The sequence below is a fragment of the Luteimonas sp. RIT-PG2_3 genome (assembly GCF_054902115.1).
Map to the genome: position 1 here is coordinate 234,017 of NZ_JBUBPF010000005.1, position 19,793 is coordinate 253,809.

Consider the following 19,793-nt stretch of genomic DNA (forward strand, 5'->3'; position numbering starts at 1 on the left):
ATGCCCCGCCGTCAAGGCTGCACCACGGTGATGCGCTCCGGCGATGCCTTGCCGACGCCCCGGATATCGGGCCGGTACATGTCCTCGACCAGCGACGGCGGCACCGTATAGCTGCCCGGCGACACCGCACGCACGAGGTAGAACAACCGCGCCGAACGCCCGCGCTCGAGCTTCAGCGCCGCGACATAGCGGTCGTCGCGGAACTCCTCGTGCTTGACGTCGGCGGCACTGCCGCGGTCGCTGATGCCGATGCCGTCGACCACGACATCGGCCCATTGCTTGGCGTCGCCGAGGTTGAAGTTCTCGATCTCCAGGCCCGCGGGCAGCAGGTCGGTCAACAGGGCATCGGGCATGCTGACGTCGGAGACGATGTTGACGGCGACGATCAGGGCCTCGCCCTCCTTCAACGGTCCGGGCGTCCACGGCTTGCCGTCGGTGCCGTACAGGCGACGCTCGACGCGGATCGTGCTGGCGTCCGCGGCCGGCGGCGTGCGCGGCACGCCGGCGACCTCGATGCTGACGAACATCGGCGGCTCGCCCTTGGGATCGAAGCGCACGCCCTTGGCCAGCGAGGCGTAGTCGTAGCTGCGACCGACCATCCGCGCTGGCGCCACGGCCTCGTCGATGCTGCCTTCGCTCAACACGCCCGACACCAGCTTGCCCTGGCCCGACGACAGCGCCCGGCCGAGTCGTGCCAGCGCGATCTGCTCCTGCGTGCTCAGGTACAGCCAGCCCGAGTTGCGGCGGGCATCGAGATCGCGCCCCAGTTCCACCGCGCGCGCGTCGTAGGCCGGCTTGGCATAGCCACGCTCGTGCGTCATCGCGATCATCAGCGCGCGATCGCGCACCGGCGTGCCGTAGTCGCCGAGGTAACCCGGACGGTCGCCCTTGAACGCGAAGCCCTGCGCGATCGCCTGTTCGCCGCGGGCCTTGTCGCCCTGCAGGCCAAGCGCCAGTCCCAGGTGCACCAGCGGCAGGCCGGTCAGAGATTTGCTGCGCTCGTTGTCGTACAACGCGCGCAGCGTACCCAGTGGCGCGCGGTTGACGCGCGCGAGCACGTAGCCGGCATGCGCCTGGTAGGCCAGCTTGAGGTGGCTACGATGGTCGTAGCCGTAGAACTCGTTGCCTCCGGACAACAGGTCCTCGCTCAGGCGTTCAAGCGCCTTCTGCAGCACCGCCTCGGGCACCGCGAATCCGGCCTCGCGCGCATCCAGCAGGAACTCGACGATGTACGGCGTCAGGCCCGGATTGACGTAGCCGTCGTCGCCCCACATCGAGAAATGCCCGGACGCGATCTGCATCGCCGCGAGCCGTCCGAACGCGGCTTCAACGTACTGCTTGCGCTTGCCGGCATCGACATCCTTGATGCCGAGCATGCGGCTGGTCGCCTCGTCGAGCTGCAAGGCGGCGTAGCCCTTGCTGGTGGTCTGCTCGGCGCAACCGTAGGGGTAATCGAGCGCGCCGCGGATCGCACTGGCGAACGGGATCGGCGGCAGTGCGCTGACATTGAAGCGTGCGGTGACCGAGCCCGCCATCAGGCCGTCGGCATCGGTGGTGTTCAGGCTCACCGGCGACAGGCTGTCGAGCACCTGGGTACGGGCGCGCAGCACGCTCGGCCAACCCGGCCGCACCGGCAGGTCGTACTGGCGGTCGACCTTGAAGCCGTTGCCGTCCACGCGCACGCGCACCTTGGCGACGGTATAGCCCTCGCCTGCGCTGAGCGGGAAGCTCAGCGTCGACTTGCCATCGATCGCCAGCGACGCCTTGCGTGTGCCTTCGGCGATCGTGACCGGACCGATGCCGTCCACGCGCACATCGAACTCGCCGGCCTTGCCGGTGAAGTTGGTCAGGTCCAGCGTCACTGTGCTGCGATCGCCCGGCGCCATGACCCGCGGCATGCTGGCCTCGGCGACGATCGGCGCACGCACGACGGTCTCGATGGCGCGCTGGCCATACGCCTCGGCCGAGTAGACCAGCGCCGAGACGCGCAACGTGCCGTTGAAGTCGGGCAGCGCCAGCGGTACGCGCGCATTGCCCTTGGCATCGAGCTGGACCGGCCCGGCGAACAGGTCGACGGTCTGCACGCGCGCGGTCGGACGGCGGGCCTGCGGCAAGGCCGCCAGCGCCATGTCGCCACCGAAGCGGATCCGCGCACTGCCGCCTTCGAAGCTCTCGATGACGCGACCATAGACGTCGTAGCTGTCCACGCCCAACCGCCGCTGCGCGAAGAAATGCGCGGCCGCGTCGGGCACCGGGAAACGGGTAATGTTGAGGATGCCGACATCCACCGCCGAAATCGTCGCCCAGGCCTGCTTGCCGGCCAGTTGCGGCACGCTGACGGTGACGTGCATCGGCCGCTCGGGGCGGGTCTGCTTGGGCGCGACCAGGCCGACCGCGACGCGACGGTCGCGGCGGTCCATCGGCACGTGCACCACGCCCACCGCGCGTGCGGGCGTGATCTTGCTGGCCGCGCTGCCGCCACGGAACACCAGCGCCGTCACGTAGACGTCGTGGCGCTCCCAATCCTTGCTGATCGGGATCTCGTAGGTGCTGCCCGGCTTGGCATCGACCTCGTGGACGTAGAGCATGCGGTCGCTCTCGACCATCAACAGGCCCTTGCCCGGGTGCGGTGGCGTGACCGTGACCTTCAGCGTCTCGCCGGCGCGGTAGGCGGTCTTGTCCAGCGACAGCTTGACCTTGTCAGGACGCGCATCCAGGCCGCGGTTCTCGTCGTCCCAGCTCCAGCCGGCGCTGAACGGATAGCGCGAGGTCAGCCCGGTCTGCGGATCGAGCACGTCGACCCGGTACTCGCCCCACTCGACCGGGAAGTCGACGCGCACGGCGCCATTGCCCGTATCGAGCGTGCGCGTGGAGACGTTCTCGAAGCGCTTGTTGTGCTCGTAGCGCCAGCCGGTCTCGTCGTCGTGGTTCCAGTGGTAGTCGCGATGCTCGCGCACCAGCGTGACCTTCAGGCCCTTGCCCGGTCGCGGCTTGCCGTCAGCGCCCACGCGCATGATCTCGAAGCCGGCGTTGACGTTGGCGTCGGCGCCTTCCTTGTCGTCGAACAGCGGGCGCACGCCGACCAGCGCATCGGCCGGCCACAGCACGCGCTTGAGGCTGCGGTTGACGCTGCGTCCGCCGGTCTCGTACAGGCTGCCCGCGACCACCACGGCGATCGGTGTCGTCGGCTTGGCTTCTTCGGGCAGCGCGATGTCCTGCTGCAACAGACCCTTGTCGTCGAGCGTGGCGTCGATGACGTCCTTGGCCTCGCGTGGCAGGTCGACCGTGGGATCGCCGAAGAAGTAACCGGGCAGGCCCTCGACCGGATGCTGCTCCACCGACACCGCGAGCTTGGCGCTGAAGCGGTTGCCCGAGGCCGGCGCGCCATACAGGTAGGCGCCGGTCGCCTTCAGCCGGAACGGCTGGCCGGGCTTGAGCGTGGCATCGACCGCATCGAGTTCGAGCTTCATGCGCTCGGGCAGGAACTCCTCGATCCGCAGCGTCATGCCCTGCACGACGTCGCGGCTTGCCGGGTCGGTCCGGAACTCGACCTGCCAGCGGCCGGTCGGCGCATCGACCGGAATGGTCTTCTCGAAACTGAAGTAACCCTGCGCACCAGGCTCGATGCGGCTCTCGAAGAAGGTCTTGCCGTCAGGCAGCTTCAGGCGGACGAACAAGGACTGCGACTTGCCGTCCTTGGCGGCGACCGGGCGGCCATCGTTGTCGCGCAGCAGCGCGGACACGCGCACGGTCTCGCCGGGACGATAGAGGTCGCGGCCGGACCAGGCGAAGACATCGAACCAGGCCTGCTCGCGGCCGCTGACCGCGAACTCCGACAGGTCCAGCGCGGGCTGGTTGAACGGCAGCATCGACACATCGCTGCCACGCGCACCGACCAGGACATGGCCGGCGTCGAGGGTGTAGTCGATCAGCGCATTGCCGTTGCGGTCGGTACTGGCCTTGAACACCGCCTCACCCTTGCCGTCGAGGATGCGCAGGCCGACGTTGGCGATCGCGCTGCCGTCCTGCAGCGACGCGGTGTGCACGAATAGCTTGTCCTTGTAGGCACGCACATGCAGGCCGATGTCGCTGACGGTGAAGAACGTGGTCTCGAATTCATCGCGGAACGAACCGGTGCGCTTCATCACCGCGAAGTACAGGCCGGGCTGCTGCAGCTCGGTGATGTCCTGGATCGGCAGGTAGGTCAGGATGCGCTCGTTGCGCGCGCCGCCCAGCGCGAAGCGGTTGACGTAGACCGGCTCGGCCAGCTTCGGCAGCGGGGTCTTCTCGTTCCAGCGGCTGTCGAGTTCCCAGCTGCCCTTGCGGCCGGCGCGCTGGTACTCGGTGAAGAACGTCGGCAGCGAAGCATCCTTGACGCGCAGGAACTCGACGTCGACTTCGTCGACATTGATCGACACCACCGGCAAGCCGCGCGATTCCTTGGCCGGCAGCACGCTGCCCTGCGATGCGAAACCCACGACCGGGTCGAGCTCGCCGGTGAACACCTTCTGCTCGACATCCTTGCCCAGCTTGGTGCCATCGGCGGCGGTCAGCTCTCCGGAGATGCGCAGCGTGTAGTGCTGGTTGGGCAGCACATGCGGATAGCGCAGCACCTTGCCACCATCGTCGAGCGTCCAGCTGCTGGGCGCCTCGAGCGGCTCGGCGAAGGTCAGCAGCTTGTCGAAATCCTGCGTGCCGACCAGCGGCTGCGAGAACTCCACCGCCAGCGTCAGCGATTCGCCGCCCTGGTCGGGCCAGGCACGGACCACGCCGAAGCCCTCGATCTCGTCGCGCTGGGCCTGGATGGCCTCGCCACCGACGCTGGGCAGCTGGCCGGATTCGTCGCGCTTGCAGCCGGGCAGTTGCAGCAGCACCAGGGCCAGCAGGGCGAACACGCCGAAGGCGCGGAGCCTGCGTTGCGGCGCACGCAACTGCGCGCTCAACTGGGCACGCGAGCAGCCGTTCGACACCGCATCCGACCGTTGAATTCCGTCTCTGTCGCGCATCGCATCCTCCCGAAGTCAGGGGCAGTATAGACACCCCATCGAGGCTGCGTATGTCACGTCCAGGGCCACTGCGCAGGGCCTGCCAGGCAGGCTGCGCAGGCCATGGCGGTCCGACCCGCCGCCCAGGCATTGCGCTCAGCGCAGGGTCCGGGCGACGACCGCTGGGCGCCGGATCAGGCGTCGGCGGCGGGTGGCTCGAGCTGCGCCACGACGGTCGCCGTCGGCACCGAGGCGACCGCTGCGTCGTCGCTGTCGTCCTCGTCCAGCGAGGCATCGACGCGTTCGATCGCCTGCAGGCGCTCGTCCGACGCCAGCCGGATCAGGGTCACGCCCTGGGTGTTGCGGCTGACCACCGAGATCTCGGCGGCACGGGTGCGCACCAGGGTGCCGCCATCGGAGATCAGCAGCACCTCGTCGCGACGGCTCAGCAGCACCGCCGCCACCAGGCGGCCATTGCGCTCGGTGGTCTGGATGCCGATGACGCCCTGGGTGCCGCGGCTCTTGCGCGGATACTCCAGCAGGCGCGTGCGCTTGCCGTAGCCGTTCTCGGTCGCGGTCAGGATGTAGGCATCGACCTCGTCCTCACGCTCGACCTGGATGGCCGGCACGTCGACGGCCTCGACCTCCGCAGCCGCAATGTCTTCGGTCTCGCCGTCCTGCTCGATGACGTCGCCGGCACTGTCGGCCACGATCAGGCCGACCACGGTCTCGCCCGGCGCCAGCCGGATGCCGCGCACGCCGGTCGCGGTGCGACCCATCGAACGCACGGTGTTCTCGTCGAAGCGCACGGCCTTGCCGTTGGACGCGAACATCAGGATGTCGCGCGTACCGTCGGTCAGCTCGGCATTGACCAGCGCATCGCCCTCGTCGAGGTTGATGGCGATCTTGCCGCGCTGCAGGCGGAACGCGAACTCGGTCAGCGGGGTCTTCTTGACGGTGCCGTTGCGGGTCGCGAAGAACACGAACTTGCCGGCTTCGTAATCGCGCACCGGCACCACCGCCTGCACCTTCTCGCCCGGCTCCAGCGCGATCCAGTTGATGATCGGGCGGCCGCGCGCATTCGGGCCGGCATCGGGCAACTGGTGCACCGGCAGCCAGAACACACGGCCCGCGCTGGTGAACGTCAGCAGCGTGTCATGGGTGTTGACCAGCCACAGCTTGTCGATGAAATCCTCGTCCTTGGTCGCGGCGGCGTTGCGCCCGCGTCCGCCGCGCTTCTGCGCGCGGTAGGCGGTGACCGGCTGGCGCTTGGCATAACCGGCATGCGACAGCGTCACCACCACGTCTTCCGGCGCGATCAGGTCGAGGATGTCGAGATCCTCCTCGCTGGCGCGGATCTCGCTGCGCCGCTCGTCGCCGAACTCTTCCTTGACGTTGCGCAGCTCGGTGCGGATCACCTCGAGCAGCACGTCGGGATTCTCCAGGATGTCGATCAGGCCGCGGATCGTGTCCAGTAGCAGCTTGTATTCCTCGGTCAGCTTCTCCTGCTCCAGCCCGGTCAGGCGGTGCAGGCGCATCTCCAGGATCTGCTGGGCCTGGACCTCGGTCAGCTGGTAGCCGTCCGTGGTCAGGCCCACGCCGGCCGGCAGGTCTTCGGGACGCGAGGCCTCGGCACCGGCGGCCCCCAGCAGCGCGCCGACCAGGCCCGGCTGCCAGACGCGGCCGAGCATGCGCTCGCGCGCGACCTGCGGGTTCTCCGAGGTCTTGATCAGCTCGATCATCTCGTCGATGTTGGCCAGCGCGACGGTCAGGCCTTCGAGGATGTGCGCGCGCGCGCGCGCCTTGCGCAGCTCGAAGATCGTCCGGCGCGTCACCACTTCGCGGCGGTGGCGGACGAAGGCCTCGAGGATCTGCTTGAGGTTCAGCAACTGCGGGCGACCGGCGACGATCGCGACCATGTTGATGCCGAACACCGACTCCATCTGGGTCTGCTGGTAGAGGTTGTTGAGCACGACCTCGGCAGACTCGCCACGACGGATCTCGATGTAGATGCGCATACCGTCCTTGTCGGACTCGTCGCGCAGCTCGCTGATGCCTTCGAGCTTCTTTTCCTTGACCAGCTCGGCGATTTTCTCGATCAGCCGCGCCTTGTTGACCTGGTAGGGGATCTCGGTGACCGCGATCGCCTCGCGGCCGTTGTCGGTGACCTCGATCTCGGCGCGCGCGCGCATGCGCACACGGCCACGGCCGGTGCGGTAGGCCAGGTGGATGCCGCCGACGCCGTTGATGATGCCCGCGGTCGGGAAATCCGGGCCCGGGATGTATTCCATCAGGCCGTCGATGTCGATCTCGGGGTTGTCGATCAGCGCGATCAGCGCATCCACGACCTCGGTCAGGTTATGCGGCGGGATGTTGGTCGCCATGCCGACCGCGATGCCGGCCGAACCATTGACCAGCAGGTTCGGGAACCGCGTCGGCATGACCGTCGGTTCCTGTTCCTTCTCGTCGTAGTTGGGCTGGAAATCGACGGTTTCCTTGTCGATGTCGGCCATCAGCTCATGGGTCAGGCGCGACATGCGCGCCTCGGTGTAACGCATGGCCGCCGCGGAGTCCCCGTCGACCGAACCGAAGTTACCCTGTCCGTCGACCAGCAGGTAGCGCAGCGAGAACGGCTGCGCCATGCGCACCAGCGTGTCGTAGACCGACTGGTCGCCGTGCGGGTGGTACTTGCCGATCACGTCACCGACGATACGCGCCGACTTGTAGTAGGGCTTGTTGCTGTGCGCACCCAGCTCGTTCATCGCGAACAGCACACGCCTGTGCACCGGTTTCAGGCCGTCGCGGACGTCGGGAAGCGCACGCCCGACGATCACGCTCATGGCGTAATCGAGGTAGCTGCGGCGCATCTCGTCTTCGAGGTTGACTGGAATGATTTCTTTCGCGGAATCGACCATCTAGGGTGCTTGCATCCTGGTTGCCCGACGGGGATCTGGACCCCCCACGGGAAGCATCGAAAAAAGACAGAAAATCATAGCACAAACCGACCCTCGACCCAAGTCGTTTTCGACGATAAAACAATCACTTAAGCCATCGCTGATGCCGCTCCCGGCGCCTTGTCCGGGACATTGGCGACGGGCGCCGGTGCAGCACATCGCCCCACCATACGGCATGCGCCACATCGGCATGGAGCGGCTTGCGGCGCGGGCTGGCGACGGGCGGGTTCGTGATGGACGCGGAGACCGGATAGCGTCCCGGCACGACGGGGCGCAGCTGCGGAGCGATGAGGGGCCAGGCGAGCGCTCACGCGCAGGCTTGCGGATGCCTGCGCGCCGCCATGGCACACGGACAGCGACGCGCAGGAACGCCGCGAATGGATGCAGGCCCGCTCTGGAGCGACATGCAGGCACCTCGGAAACCGCATGGCCTGCGGCCGCCCACCAAGCCATGCCGGCGCATGCGCGCCGACAACGTCCTGCTGGTCAACACCGGCTCAACACGGGCTCATGGAGACATTCCCGCGACCGCGCTCGGCCTGTCTGCGCGGGACCGGCCCCCTGCCCCGCTCAGCCGCCGAACATCGCCCGCATCGCATCGACGTCCGGATGCTCGATGACGCCCTTCTCGGTGACGATGGCGTCGATCAGCCCGGCCGGCGCGATGTCGAATACCGGGTTCCAGGCACGGATGCCCTCGGCCACCGTCCGCACGCCACCGATGCCGAGCATCTCGGCGGCATCGCGCTCCTCGATCTCGATCTGGTCGCCATCGGCGGTCTGCATGTCCACCGTCGACGACGGTGCGACCACCATGAACTTGACGCCGTGGTGGCGGGCCGCGATCGCCAGCTGGTAGGTGCCGATCTTGTTGGCGGTATCGCCATTGGCGCAGATGCGGTCGGCGCCGACGACGACCCACTGCACCGCACCGGTCTTCATCAGGTGCGACGCCGCGGAGTCGGCGATCAGCGTCGCATCGACGCCATCCTGCTGCAGCTCCCAGACCGTCAGGCGCGCGCCCTGCAGCCACGGTCGCGTCTCGCCAGCGAACACCCGCTCGATCCGCCCCTGCGCGACGCCGGCACGGATCACGCCCAGCGCGGTACCGAAGCCCGCCGTCGCCAGCGAACCGGTATTGCAATGGGTCAGTACGCCACTGCCTGGCGCGATCAGCGCCGCGCCGAGCGCGCCCATGTAGCGGTTGGCGGCAAGGTCCTCGGTTTCGATCGCGCGCGCTTCGACCTCCAGCACCGCCTGCCAGTCGGCACCGGCCGGGGCCAGCACGCGGCGCATCCGCGCCAGCGCCCAACCCAGATTCACCGCCGTCGGACGCGCGGCATTGAGGTGCTCCATCGCGGGGGTCAGCGCGGCCAGCGCCTGCGCGCCATCAGTGGCCGCGACCTCGCGTGCGGCCAGCACCACGCCCCAGGCGGCGGAGATCCCGATCGCCGGCGCGCCACGGACCGCCAGTGCATGGATCGCCTCGGCCACGGCCTCGCTGCTGGCGCAGCGCACGTACTCGACCTTGAACGGCAGCAGTCGCTGGTCCAGCAGTTCCAGCGCGTCGCCGGTCCAGCGGATCGGACGGACATGGTCGTAGCGATCGAAGTCGAAATCGGAAGATGCGTTCATCGGCACATTGTCGGCAAAAACCGGGGTCAGCGTCGACCTTCTACGCAAAGTCGACGCTGAAGCGGGCTTCGACCGCCGGCTTTGCCCCCGACCTCGACCCAGGCTTTGCCCCAGTTTTTCTGACCCCGGCTTTGACTTGGGTCCCTGCCGGCCCGGCGCCGGCCTTCAGGCATGGGCAAAATCGAACGCGAGGACATCGGCGATCCGGCCCGTCCCCATCATCGCCATCAGCAGGCGATCCACGCCCAGCGCCACACCCGCACTGGCCGGCATGCCCGACGCCAGCGCGTCCAGCAGGGCATCGTCGATCTGCGGCAGCACCGTGCCACGGCCGCTGCGGATCGCATGATCGCGCTGGAAGCGCGCGTGCTGCTCGTGGGCATCGACCAGTTCGTGATAGCCGTTGGCCAGCTCCAACGGCCCCAGGAACACCTCGAAGCGCTCGGCGACCGCCACGTCTGCGCGCTGCACGATGCGCGCCAGCATGCATTGCGAGGCCGGGTAGTCGTGCAGCACCAGCAACTGGTTGGGCGGGAAGCCCGGCTGGATGTGATGGGTCATCAGCAGGTCCAGCCAGTCGTCGCGAGTCAGGCCTTCGGGGTCGATGACCACATCGCCGAGGGCCGCGCGCAGGGTATCGTCCGGGGCCAGCATCGGATCCAGGCCCAGCACGTGCAGGAACAGGCCGCGATAGCTGATGCGCGTCACCGAGGCTTCGCGATCGACCAGTGCCAGCGCCTGCTGCACCAGCTCGACGGTTTCGTCAGCCAGGCGGTGGTGATCCCAGCCGACGCGATACCACTCCAGCATCGTGAATTCGGGATTGTGGCGACCGCCGGCTTCGCCGTTGCGGAACACGCGACCGAGTTCATAGCAATCGCCAATGCCTGCCGCGAGCAGGCGCTTCAGCGGAAACTCGGGTGATGTCCGCAGCCAGCGCGTGCGGGCGCCGGCATCGATGTGGCCGGAAAACACGGTCGAGAAACTGTCGATGTTGGGATCGGTATTGCCTGCGGCGGACAGCATCGGGGTCTCGACTTCGAGCACGCCGTGCCCGGCGAAGAAGCCACGGATCCGCGCATACAGGGCCGCGCGCAACCGCAGCGCATGCAGTCGCGCGCGCGCGTCGTCGTCACCGTCGCCGCTACCGCTCTTAGACGCGCTCATGCCGGCACGTCCAGGCGCAGCGTCAGCAGGTCGCGGTGGTCGTCGACGAACCCTGCGCGTTCGTACAGCGACTTCGCACGCGGGTTGTGGCGGTGGACTTCCAGGCGCAGCGCCGGCAGTCCGGCCTGACGGGCCCATTGCCGGGCGAGCGCCAGTGCCTGCCCGCCCAGCCCGCGGCCGCGCATCGACGGACCCAGGTACAACTCGTCGATCAGTGCATGCCGGCCGCCCTGTTCCAGGCTGAAGCACACGCTGAGCGCCAGGTAGCCGGCGACCTGCGCGGGCTCCTCGCTGGGCTGCCCGCCGGCCGTGGACAACAGCAGGACCGCGCCATGGTCCGGGGCGGACCACAGCGCCTGCAGGGCGCTCGCGATGCGTCGCGGATCATGGACGATCCGGTCCTCGATGTAGAACGCCTGCATCATCGCCAGCAACCGCGCCTCGTCGGCGGCCGTGGACAGGCGCCAATGCAGGTCGCCCACCACGCCCTGGTCAGGCCAGCGCTGCGCTGCGTCCAGGCTCATGCGCCCTGCCCGTTCGCGGCCAGGAACGCCAGCAGGCGCGCCTCGTCCCAGACCTCGATACCGAGCTCCCCGGCCTTGGCCAGCTTGGACCCGGCATCGCTGCCGGCCACGACGAAGGCGGTCTTCTTCGACACGCTGCCGGCGACCTTGGCGCCCAACGCTTCCAGTTGCACCTTGGCGTCGTCGCGCGACAGCTGCGCCAAGGTGCCGGTCAGCACGACCGTCTGGCCATCCAGCGGTCCGGCGACGATCGCGTCGGCGGTCCCGGCGCGTTCGAGCAGCACGCCGATGTAGTGCTCGCCCTGCAACAGCAACGGACCGTGGCCCGGCGCTTCAAGCCATTGCGCCAGCGCGCGCGCGGCATCGTCGGGCAAACCGGCGGCGATGAACTGGTGATGCTCGGCGTCAAGCAATGCCTGCGCCGCCGGCAGCAGCGCGACGAGCCGTTCCGCACGCAGGCGGGTGATGCCGGGAATCTCGGACTCGACCAGCAGACTGGCCAGGTCCAGGCCTTCGCGCAAGCGTGCGGATGGCGGATGGGTGTCGCCGATGCGGACCTGGCCGATCTGCAACAGGGCATCGATCGCCTGCTGGTTGCCGGGCTGTTCGAAGAAGTGACCCAGCGAGCGCGCGACTTCGCCGCCGATGTCGGGCACGCGCTTGAACAAGGGCCAGGGCATGTGCCGGATCAGTTCCAGATCACCGAACCATACGGCCAATGCCTTGGCCGTGCTCTCGCCAACGTGCTCGATGCCCAGCGCGAACAGCAGGCGCTCCAGCGTGGTATCGCGACTGGCGTCGATCGCCGCGATCAGGTTGTCCGCCCACTTGGTCGCGATCTTCCTGGTGTTCCATGCGAACGTGGCCGGCATCGCCAGGGCCTCGGCGCGCCAGCGCTCGTCGCTGCCATCGAGCTGGAGGATCCGGCGCAGGGCGTCGCCACTGCCTTCCGGCGACAGGTGCACGCCGATCTGGCCGGCCAAGATCTCGGGCGACGCCGCGTCCAGCACCAGCTTGAGCTGCAACAGGGTGTCGCGCTGCAGGGAGTAGAGGTCGGCGACGCCGCGCACGATGCCGGCATCGACCAGGATCTCGATGTAGCGGCTGCCGAGGCCGTCGATGTCCATCGCGCGTCGCGACGCGAAATGTCCGATCGCCTCCTTGCGCTGCGCCGGGCAGCTCAGCTCTCCCGAGCAGCGCCATGCGGCCTCGCCTTCCTCGCGCACGATGTCGCTACCGCAGACCGGGCAATGCGGGGGCATCTGCCAGGGCGCGGTCGCAGGCGGGCGACGGTCGAGGATCACGCTGACGACTTCCGGGATCACGTCGCCGGCACGGCGCACGATCACGGTATCGCCAACGCGCACGTCCAGCCGCGCGATCTGGTCGGCGTTGTGCAGCGTCGCATTGGAGACGATGACGCCGGCCACCGCGACCGGCTGCAGGCGTGCGACCGGTGTCGCCGCACCGGTCCGGCCGATCTGGATTTCGATCGCCTCGACCGTGGTGGTCTGCTCCTGCGCCGGGAACTTGTGCGCGATCGCCCAGCGCGGCGCGCGCGAGACGAAGCCCATCGCCTGCTGGCCGGCGCGATCGTCGAGCTTGTAGACGACGCCGTCGATATCGAAGGCCAGACGGTCGCGGCGTTCGCCGATGTCGCGGTAATACGACAGCAGGCCTTCCGCGCCTTCGACGACCCGGCTCAGGTCGCTGACCGGGAAGCCCCAGGCCTGCAGTTGCGCCAGCGTCGCCGAATGCGTCGCCGGCAAGTCGCCGCCCTGCACGTCGCCGGTGCCGTAGGCGTAGAAGCTCAGCTTGCGTTTTGCGCTCATCTTCGGATCGAGCTGGCGCAGCGAGCCGGCCGCGGCGTTGCGCGGATTGGCCAGCACCTTGCCGTCATGCAGCCGGGCATCGGCGTTGTAGGCCTCGAAATCGGCGCGCGCCATGTAGACCTCGCCGCGCACCTCCAGGACCTCAGGCCAGCCGCGACCTTCCAGCCCCTGCGGGATGACCCTGATCTGGCGCAGGTTGGCGCTGACATCCTCACCGGTCGCGCCGTCGCCGCGGGTGGCGCCCTGCACGAAGCGTCCGCGCTCGTAACGCAGGCTGATCGCCAGGCCATCGAGCTTGGGCTCGGCGGAGAACAGCAGTTGCCCGCGCTTGAGGCGGTCGTCGATGCGGCGCACGAAGTCCTGCACCTCCTCGTCGCTGAAGGCATTGCCCAGCGACAGCATCGGCACCGCGTGGCGGACTTCGGCAAAGCGCGACGAGGCCTTGCCGCCGACCTGCCGGGTCGGCGAGTCGGCCGTGGCCAGTTCCGGATGCGCCTGTTCGAGCGCTTCGAGCTCGCGCACCAGACGGTCGTACTCGACGTCCGGGAGGATCTGTTCGTCGCGCTCGTGGTAGGCCTCGCTGGCCTGGCGGATCTGCTGGCGCAGCGCCTCGGCGCGCCGGGCGGGGTCGTTGCTGGCGGTCATGCGCTCACGACGGAAGGGCGTTGGAAGCCGGGGATTCTACCGCCTGCCCGATCCGCGTCCCGCGAAGATCGCGCGGGGGGTACGAACCTAGCCGGCGTGACTGCGAGCGTGTGTCGCCATCCGTTGTCCATCGGCCTTGCGATGACCACTACCGTGATCGAGGCGTCGTGCATTGACTGGACACCAGCTGATCGGGCGAGTGCCGATCCGGCATTGACCAGCGCGGTCCTTACCAGCGCGGACTGCGCGTCACCGGCGCCTGCGCCTGCTGCTCGCGGTCATAGGCGCGCAGTTCGTCGCGCAGCCCGGCGATGCGCTGGCGGCCCAGCGCATTGCGCTGTTCGTCCAGCAGCACGCCATCGAGCAGTTCCGCCATGCGCTCGGCGGTCGGCAGCATCGCGTCCCAGGCATCGAGCGCACTGACCGGCGCCGGCAGCGTCAGGAAGAACGCGATCGCCGGTGTTTCCATGGCCTGGATCTCGGACATTTCGAAACTGCCCGGCTTCTTGATGTTGGCCAGGCTGAAGATCGGGCCGCGCTCGGGATGGCTCTCGACCAGGCGGTGGAACACGTTCATGTGGCCATAGGTCAGGCCGGCTTTCTCGGCGGCGACCACGATGTCGGGGCCCCGCAGCACTTGGCCGGCGCGCGCCGCGATATACAGCGTGACGATCTTGTCGAAGTCCTCGTGGCTGCGCTTGCCGAGCTGGCTGTTCGGGGAGACGCTGCCGACGGTGCTGTCGAGCAGCTCCATCTCGGCCTGCACCTGCAGGTCGCTGGCGGCATCGCCCTGGCCCGTACTCGACAACTCCTGTTCGATCTGCGCGCCCAGCGTGGGTTCCTGGCGATCGCCGGCCGTGCCGGTCGCGGCACGCGCGGGATCGTCGCGCTCGACCCTGCGGCCCTGGCCGGTGCGCGGACGGGTGCCGAAGTACCAGATCGCGGCAATCAGCAGGACGCCGGCAATGAGGATGCCAATCCGCAGTTCGGTCATGTCGCTGGGTACTCCATCATCAGGTGCTGTGCGATCGGGTGCTTGTCATCGGGCTGACTCCGGGGCACGCTCAGGCCGCGCCGGCCAGACGCGCCGCCTCGGCGAGGTCGACGGACACCAGACGACTGACGCCCGGCTCGCGCATGGTAACGCCACTGAGCTGCGATGCGGCCTCCATCGTCGCCTTGTTGTGGCTGACGAACAGGAACTGCACGCTCTCGCTCATCTCCTTGACCATCGCCGTGAAGCGGCCGACGTTGGCCTCGTCCAGCGGTGCGTCGACCTCGTCGAGCAGACAGAACGGCGCCGGGTTGAGCTGGAAGATCGAGAACACCAGCGCGACCGCGGTCATCGCCTTCTCGCCGCCCGACAGCAGCGAGATGTTGGACACGCGCTTGCCCGGCGGGCGCGCCATGATCGCCACGCCGGTATCGAGCAGGTCCTCGCCGGTCAGTTCCAGATAGGCGTGGCCGCCACCGAACAGGCGCGGGTACAACGCCTGCACGCCGGCATTGACCTTGTCGAAGGTGTCCTTGAAGCGGCCGCGGGTCTCGCGGTCGATCTTGCGGATGGCGTCCTCCAGGGTCTCCAGCGCGGTGGTCAGGTCGGCGTCCTGGGCGTCGAGATAGTCCTTGCGCTGCGCGGCCTCGGCATGCTCGGCGATCGCGGCCAGGTTCACCGGCTCCAGGCGGCGCAGGCGGGCGTCGAAATCGACGACGATCTTTTCCCAGGCCGGTGCGCTGGCCTCGTCGGCCAGCCCGGCGATGACCTCCTCGAGCACGAAGCCGGCCTCGACGACCGCGTCCGACAACTGCTCGGCCTTGATCGCCAGTGCCTGCTGGTCGAGCCGGCGCTGCGAGATCGCTTCGCGCTGCGCGAGCGCCTGGGTGTCGCGCGCCTGCCGGGTCTGCTCGAACACGCGCATCTCGTTGTCGACGCCTTCCAGCGCCGACCGCGCCGCGCCCAGCTTGCGCTCGGCGTCCACGCGCGATTCCAGCGCGATCTGGCGCTGGTGTTCCAGTGTCTCGTTGGGATCGCTGCCTTCCGACAGCTGCGCCGACAGCTCGCCGAGGCGGGCGTCAAGCTGGCCGCGCTGGCCTCCCATGCGCTCCAGCGACTGCGTCAGCGATGCGATCTGCGCACGCTGCGATTCCAGCATCAGCGCCAGCGCATGCGCACGTTCGCGCGAGTCGCGGGCGACGTTGCGGGTGGCATCGCGGGCTTCGACCAGGTTGCGGCGTTCTGCTTCCAGCGCGGCGCGCGTGGTTTCCAGCTCGCCCATGCGGCCGACCGCGTCGTCCAGCCGGCCACGGGCTTCGCGCGCCTGCTGGCCGCTGTTGTCGATCGCCTCGATCAACTGCCCCAGTTCGGCCTCGACCTTCTCGATCCGCGCGCGGGCCGATTCCAGCCGACCCTGCTGGCTCTGCAGCTGGCCGGCGAGTTCGGACACGCCGCGATGCGCCAGGTACAGGCTGCGCTGCGCTTCCTCGCGCTGTTGCTCGGCCGCCAGCAGGCGCTCGCGGCCGCTGGCGATGTCGGCTTCCAGCGCCTGTTCGCGTTCCTGCAGGGTCTCGATCTCCGCACGCAGGGCCTGGATGTCGCGTTCGCGCAGCAGGGCGCCCTGTTTCGCCGCGCCGGAGCGCATCACGCGCACCCAGCCCGCGCCCAGCCGCTCACCCGCACGCGTGATGACCGAGTCACCGTCGGCAAGACCGGCCTGCAGGGCCTGCGCCTCTCCCAGCGACTCGGCGACATGCAGGCGCGCAAGCAGGCGACGGATCGCCAGCGGCCCCTGCACCTTGGCCGCCAGCGAGGTCGGCGCGAACGTGGCGTCGCCGCGTGCGGAGGCCACCAGCGCCAGCCGGCCTTCGCCGAGGTCGGCCAGGGCATCCACGAGCTGCTCGGGATGGTCGATCAGCACGCCTTCAATCAATTGGCCGAGCGCGCTTTCGACGGCGTTTTCCCAGCCCGGCTCGACCTGCAACTGCTCGCCGACGCGCGACGCCGAATCCAGCCCGCGCTGCCGCAGCCACGCCACCGCCGCGCCCTGCTCCTGGCCGAGCGCTGCATGCTGCAGCGTCTCCAGCGACGACAGCCGGCCGCGTGCTTCCTGGGTGCGCTTGCGTACTTCCGACAGGTCGTTCTGGGCGCCACGCTGTTGGTCCTGGACATCGAGCGCGGCCTGCTTGCGCAGCTCCAGGTCCTCGCCCAGGGTTTCCAGCGCGATCTTCTGTTCCTCGTGCCGCAGCTGGATCGCTTCGAAGGCCTCGCCCAGCGCGTCGACATCGAGCGCGGCGCGTTCGGCGCTCAGCTGCTCGCGGCGACGCTCGGCATCCAGCGACTGCCGGTCCAGGTAGTCGACGCGGGTGCGCTCGACATCGCCGGCCCGGACCGCCTCGTTCTGTTCGCGGCTGTGCGCTTCCCAGCGCTGCTGCCAGTCGGCGACCGCGGCCTCGGCCTCGCGCAGCGCTTCCTGGCGGATCTCGTCGTCCTCGCGCAGTTGCGCCAGCTCGGGCTCGTGCGAGGCCACGCCTTCATGCAGGATTTCCAGGCGGGTCTGATCGCCGCTGATGTGCTCGCCGATTTCGTTCAGCGCGGCCTCGGCTTCCTCGCGCGCCTTGACCAGCCGCTGCGACAGCTCGCGCTGGTGCGCGATCTGCTGTTCGATCCGTGCCAGCGTGCCACTGACTTCGTAGCTCTCGGCCTGGGCCTTGTTCAACGCCGCGGAGGCGTCTTCGCGACGGCCACGGCCGGTCTCGAGTTCGCGCTCGGCTTCGCGCTGCTCGGCGATCAGCTGCTGCAGCCGGGTTTCTTCCTGCGACAGCCCTTCGCGCAGCGCCTGCAGCTGGGCGTCGAGGGTGCGCCATTCCAGCGCCTTCCATTCGGCATCCTTGACCCGGCGCTCGGCCTGGATCGCGGTGTACTGCTCGGCCTGCCGGGCCTGGCGCGCCAGGTGCTGCAGCTGCTTGCCCACTTCCTCGCGCAGGTCGTTGAGGCGGTCGAGGTTTTCGCGAGTGTGGCGGATGCGGGTCTCGGTCTCCTTGCGGCGCTCCTTGTACTTGGAGATACCGGCGGCTTCTTCGAGATAGACGCGCAGGTCCTCGGGCTTGGCGTCGATGACCTGGCTGATCATGCCCTGCTCGATGATCGAGTAACTGCGCGGGCCAAGGCCGGTGCCCAGGAACAGGTCGGTGATGTCGCGGCGGCGGCACTTGGCGCCGTTGAGGTAGTAGCCGCTCTGGCCATCGCGGCTGACCGTGCGCTTGACCGAGATCTCGTTGAACGCGGCGTACTCGCCGGCGATCGTGTGGTCGGCGTTGTCGAAGATCAGCTCCACCATCGCCTGCGACACCGGCTTGCGCGCGGTGGATCCGGCGAAGATCACGTCGGTCAGCGAGTCGCCACGCAGGCGGCTGGCCGAAGATTCGCCCATGACCCAGCGCACCGCGTCGATGATGTTGGACTTGCCGCAACCGTTGGGACCGACCACACCGGTCATGTTGGTGGGCAGGTGCAGCGTGGTCGGATCGACGAAGGATTTGAAACCGGCGAGCTTGATCGTGGACAGGCGCATGCGGTGTTCGGTTGGCCTCGACCGCGCGGGAACCAGGGGATCCGCCACGGTTGGATAGGGGTAACAGAAGCAGGCAACCGCTCCAAGTCATTGATTTGACGGAAGCCTGCGCGGAACTGACAGCCTTTTCGGGGCCAGTATAGCGAGCCATGCCTGCCAAGCGATGCCAAGCCCCGGGCCGTCGTGCCTCCCTATTTAGGCAGCGACACTTCTGGCCTATGCGGTGGCGTCGGCAGGTCCGCTATGCTCCGCGCGGCTTGCCGTCCCGTCTGCGCAAGTCTCCGCCACATCCAAGCCCCCCCCATCTGCCCAAGGCTCCACATGAACAACAACGTCACACGCTGGCCCCGGTTCAAGCGTGGGTTGAAATGGCTGGGGATCAGCCTTCTGGCCGCGATCGTCCTGCTGGCCGGCAGTGGTGCGATCTACGAGTTCGCAGGCAAGCGCAGCGCCGCCCGCGACTACCCGCCGCCCGGTCAGCTGGTCGATATCGGCGGTCGCAACATGCATCTCGACTGCCGCGGCTCCGGCTCACCCACGGTGGTCTTCGAGGCCGGCCTCGGCACCGGCGGTTCGCTGGACTGGGCCCTGGTCCATGACGCCGTCGCCGGCATCACCCGCGCCTGCGCCTATGACCGCGCCGGCATCATGTGGAGCGACCCGAAGTCGACCCCGCAGGACGCCGTGGCGATTGCCGACGACCTGCACGCCACCCTGGCCTCGGCCGGAATCAGCGGCCCGCTGGTCCTGGTCGGGCACTCGATCGGCGGCCCCTACGTGACCACCTATGTCGGCAAGCATGGCGAGCAGGTCGCCGGGCTGGTGCTGGTCGATCCTTCGCACCCCGAGCAGGCCGAACGCCTGCAGAAAGTCACCAACCAGCCGGTGAACGCAAAGGACGGCCTGGGCAAGATCAAACTTGCATCGGCGCTGTCGGGCCTGGGGATCGTGCGCCTCGCGATGCGCGGCAAAGGCGACGCCCGGGTCCCGGCCGAGATCTCGGCAGCCAAGGAAGCTTACGGTCCGAAGTCGCTCAAGGGCGCGCTGTCGGAGATCGAAGGTCGCGAGCGGAGCATGCAGCAGGCCATGTCGGCGCACGACTTCGGTGACCGGCCCCTGCTGGTCCTGACCGCGATGGCGCCGTTCACGCCCAGCCAAATCGAAGCCATGGGCCACACGCCCGAGGTGGCCGCGCGCATCAAGGACAACTGGAAGCAGCTCAACGCCGAACAGACGGCCTGGTCGACGCGTGGTCAGCAACGCCTGCTCGGCGACGCCACCCACTACATCCAGTTCGACCGGCCGGATGCGGTCATCAGCGCGATCCAGGAGACCGTCAACGAGGTGCGCGGCGCCCAGGCGGGCGGGACGCCGGCGGCTCCAGCAGTTCAAGCGGATGAAGCAACCCAGGCTGTGCCGGTCGCCGGTCCTCCCGCCGGGATGGCAGTCATGCCTGCCCGCTGACCGGGACCCGGAGAAGGCG

General features: G+C 68.6%; 9 protein-coding genes. 1 reads left to right on the forward strand and 8 read right to left on the reverse strand.

Annotated elements, in window-relative coordinates; all coding sequences use genetic code 11:
* Positions 1–11: 11 nt before the first annotated feature.
* The 8 genes from ACYX7E_RS10270 to smc form a co-directional block, all read right to left on the reverse strand.
* Positions 12–4,931, reverse strand: a complete 4,920-nt coding sequence (locus ACYX7E_RS10270; RefSeq protein WP_462080638.1) for an alpha-2-macroglobulin family protein — start codon at positions 4,929–4,931, stop codon at positions 12–14.
* Between the two features lie 248 nt (positions 4,932–5,179).
* Positions 5,180–7,900: a DNA gyrase subunit A gene (gene gyrA / locus ACYX7E_RS10275; RefSeq protein WP_462080485.1), complete on the reverse strand. Its 2,721-nt coding sequence runs from the start codon at positions 7,898–7,900 to the stop codon at positions 5,180–5,182.
* Positions 7,901–8,509: 609 nt separating this feature from the next.
* Positions 8,510–9,574, reverse strand: a complete 1,065-nt coding sequence (gene mtnA, locus ACYX7E_RS10280) for an S-methyl-5-thioribose-1-phosphate isomerase (RefSeq protein WP_462080486.1) — start codon at positions 9,572–9,574, stop codon at positions 8,510–8,512.
* Between the two features lie 165 nt (positions 9,575–9,739).
* Positions 9,740–10,741 carry an EF-P lysine aminoacylase EpmA gene (gene epmA / locus ACYX7E_RS10285; RefSeq protein ID WP_462080487.1) on the reverse strand — a complete coding sequence of 334 codons (1,002 nt, stop codon included), beginning with the start codon at positions 10,739–10,741 and terminating at the stop codon, positions 9,740–9,742.
* Positions 10,738–11,265 carry an N-acetyltransferase family protein gene (locus ACYX7E_RS10290; RefSeq protein ID WP_462080488.1) on the reverse strand — a complete coding sequence of 176 codons (528 nt, stop codon included), beginning with the start codon at positions 11,263–11,265 and terminating at the stop codon, positions 10,738–10,740. Before ACYX7E_RS10290 ends, epmA begins: the two co-directional genes overlap by 4 nt.
* Entirely contained in the window at positions 11,262–13,742 is a 2,481-nt protein-coding gene (gene ligA / locus ACYX7E_RS10295) for an NAD-dependent DNA ligase LigA (RefSeq protein WP_462080489.1), read from the reverse strand. Before ligA ends, ACYX7E_RS10290 begins: the two co-directional genes overlap by 4 nt.
* A gap of 229 nt (positions 13,743–13,971) precedes the next feature.
* Positions 13,972–14,736, reverse strand: coding sequence for a cell division protein ZipA (zipA, locus tag ACYX7E_RS10300; RefSeq protein WP_462080490.1), 765 nt, complete (start codon positions 14,734–14,736; stop codon positions 13,972–13,974).
* A 70-nt stretch (positions 14,737–14,806) separates the two neighbouring features.
* On the reverse strand, positions 14,807–18,310 hold the full coding sequence (gene smc, locus ACYX7E_RS10305; RefSeq protein WP_462080491.1) for a chromosome segregation protein SMC: 3,504 nt from the start codon (positions 18,308–18,310) through the stop codon (positions 14,807–14,809).
* Between the two features lie 321 nt (positions 18,311–18,631).
* Between smc and ACYX7E_RS10310 the strand changes: the two genes are divergently transcribed.
* Positions 18,632–19,774: an alpha/beta fold hydrolase gene (locus tag ACYX7E_RS10310; RefSeq protein ID WP_462080492.1), complete on the forward strand. Its 1,143-nt coding sequence runs from the start codon at positions 18,632–18,634 to the stop codon at positions 19,772–19,774.
* Positions 19,775–19,793 lie beyond the last annotated feature (19 nt).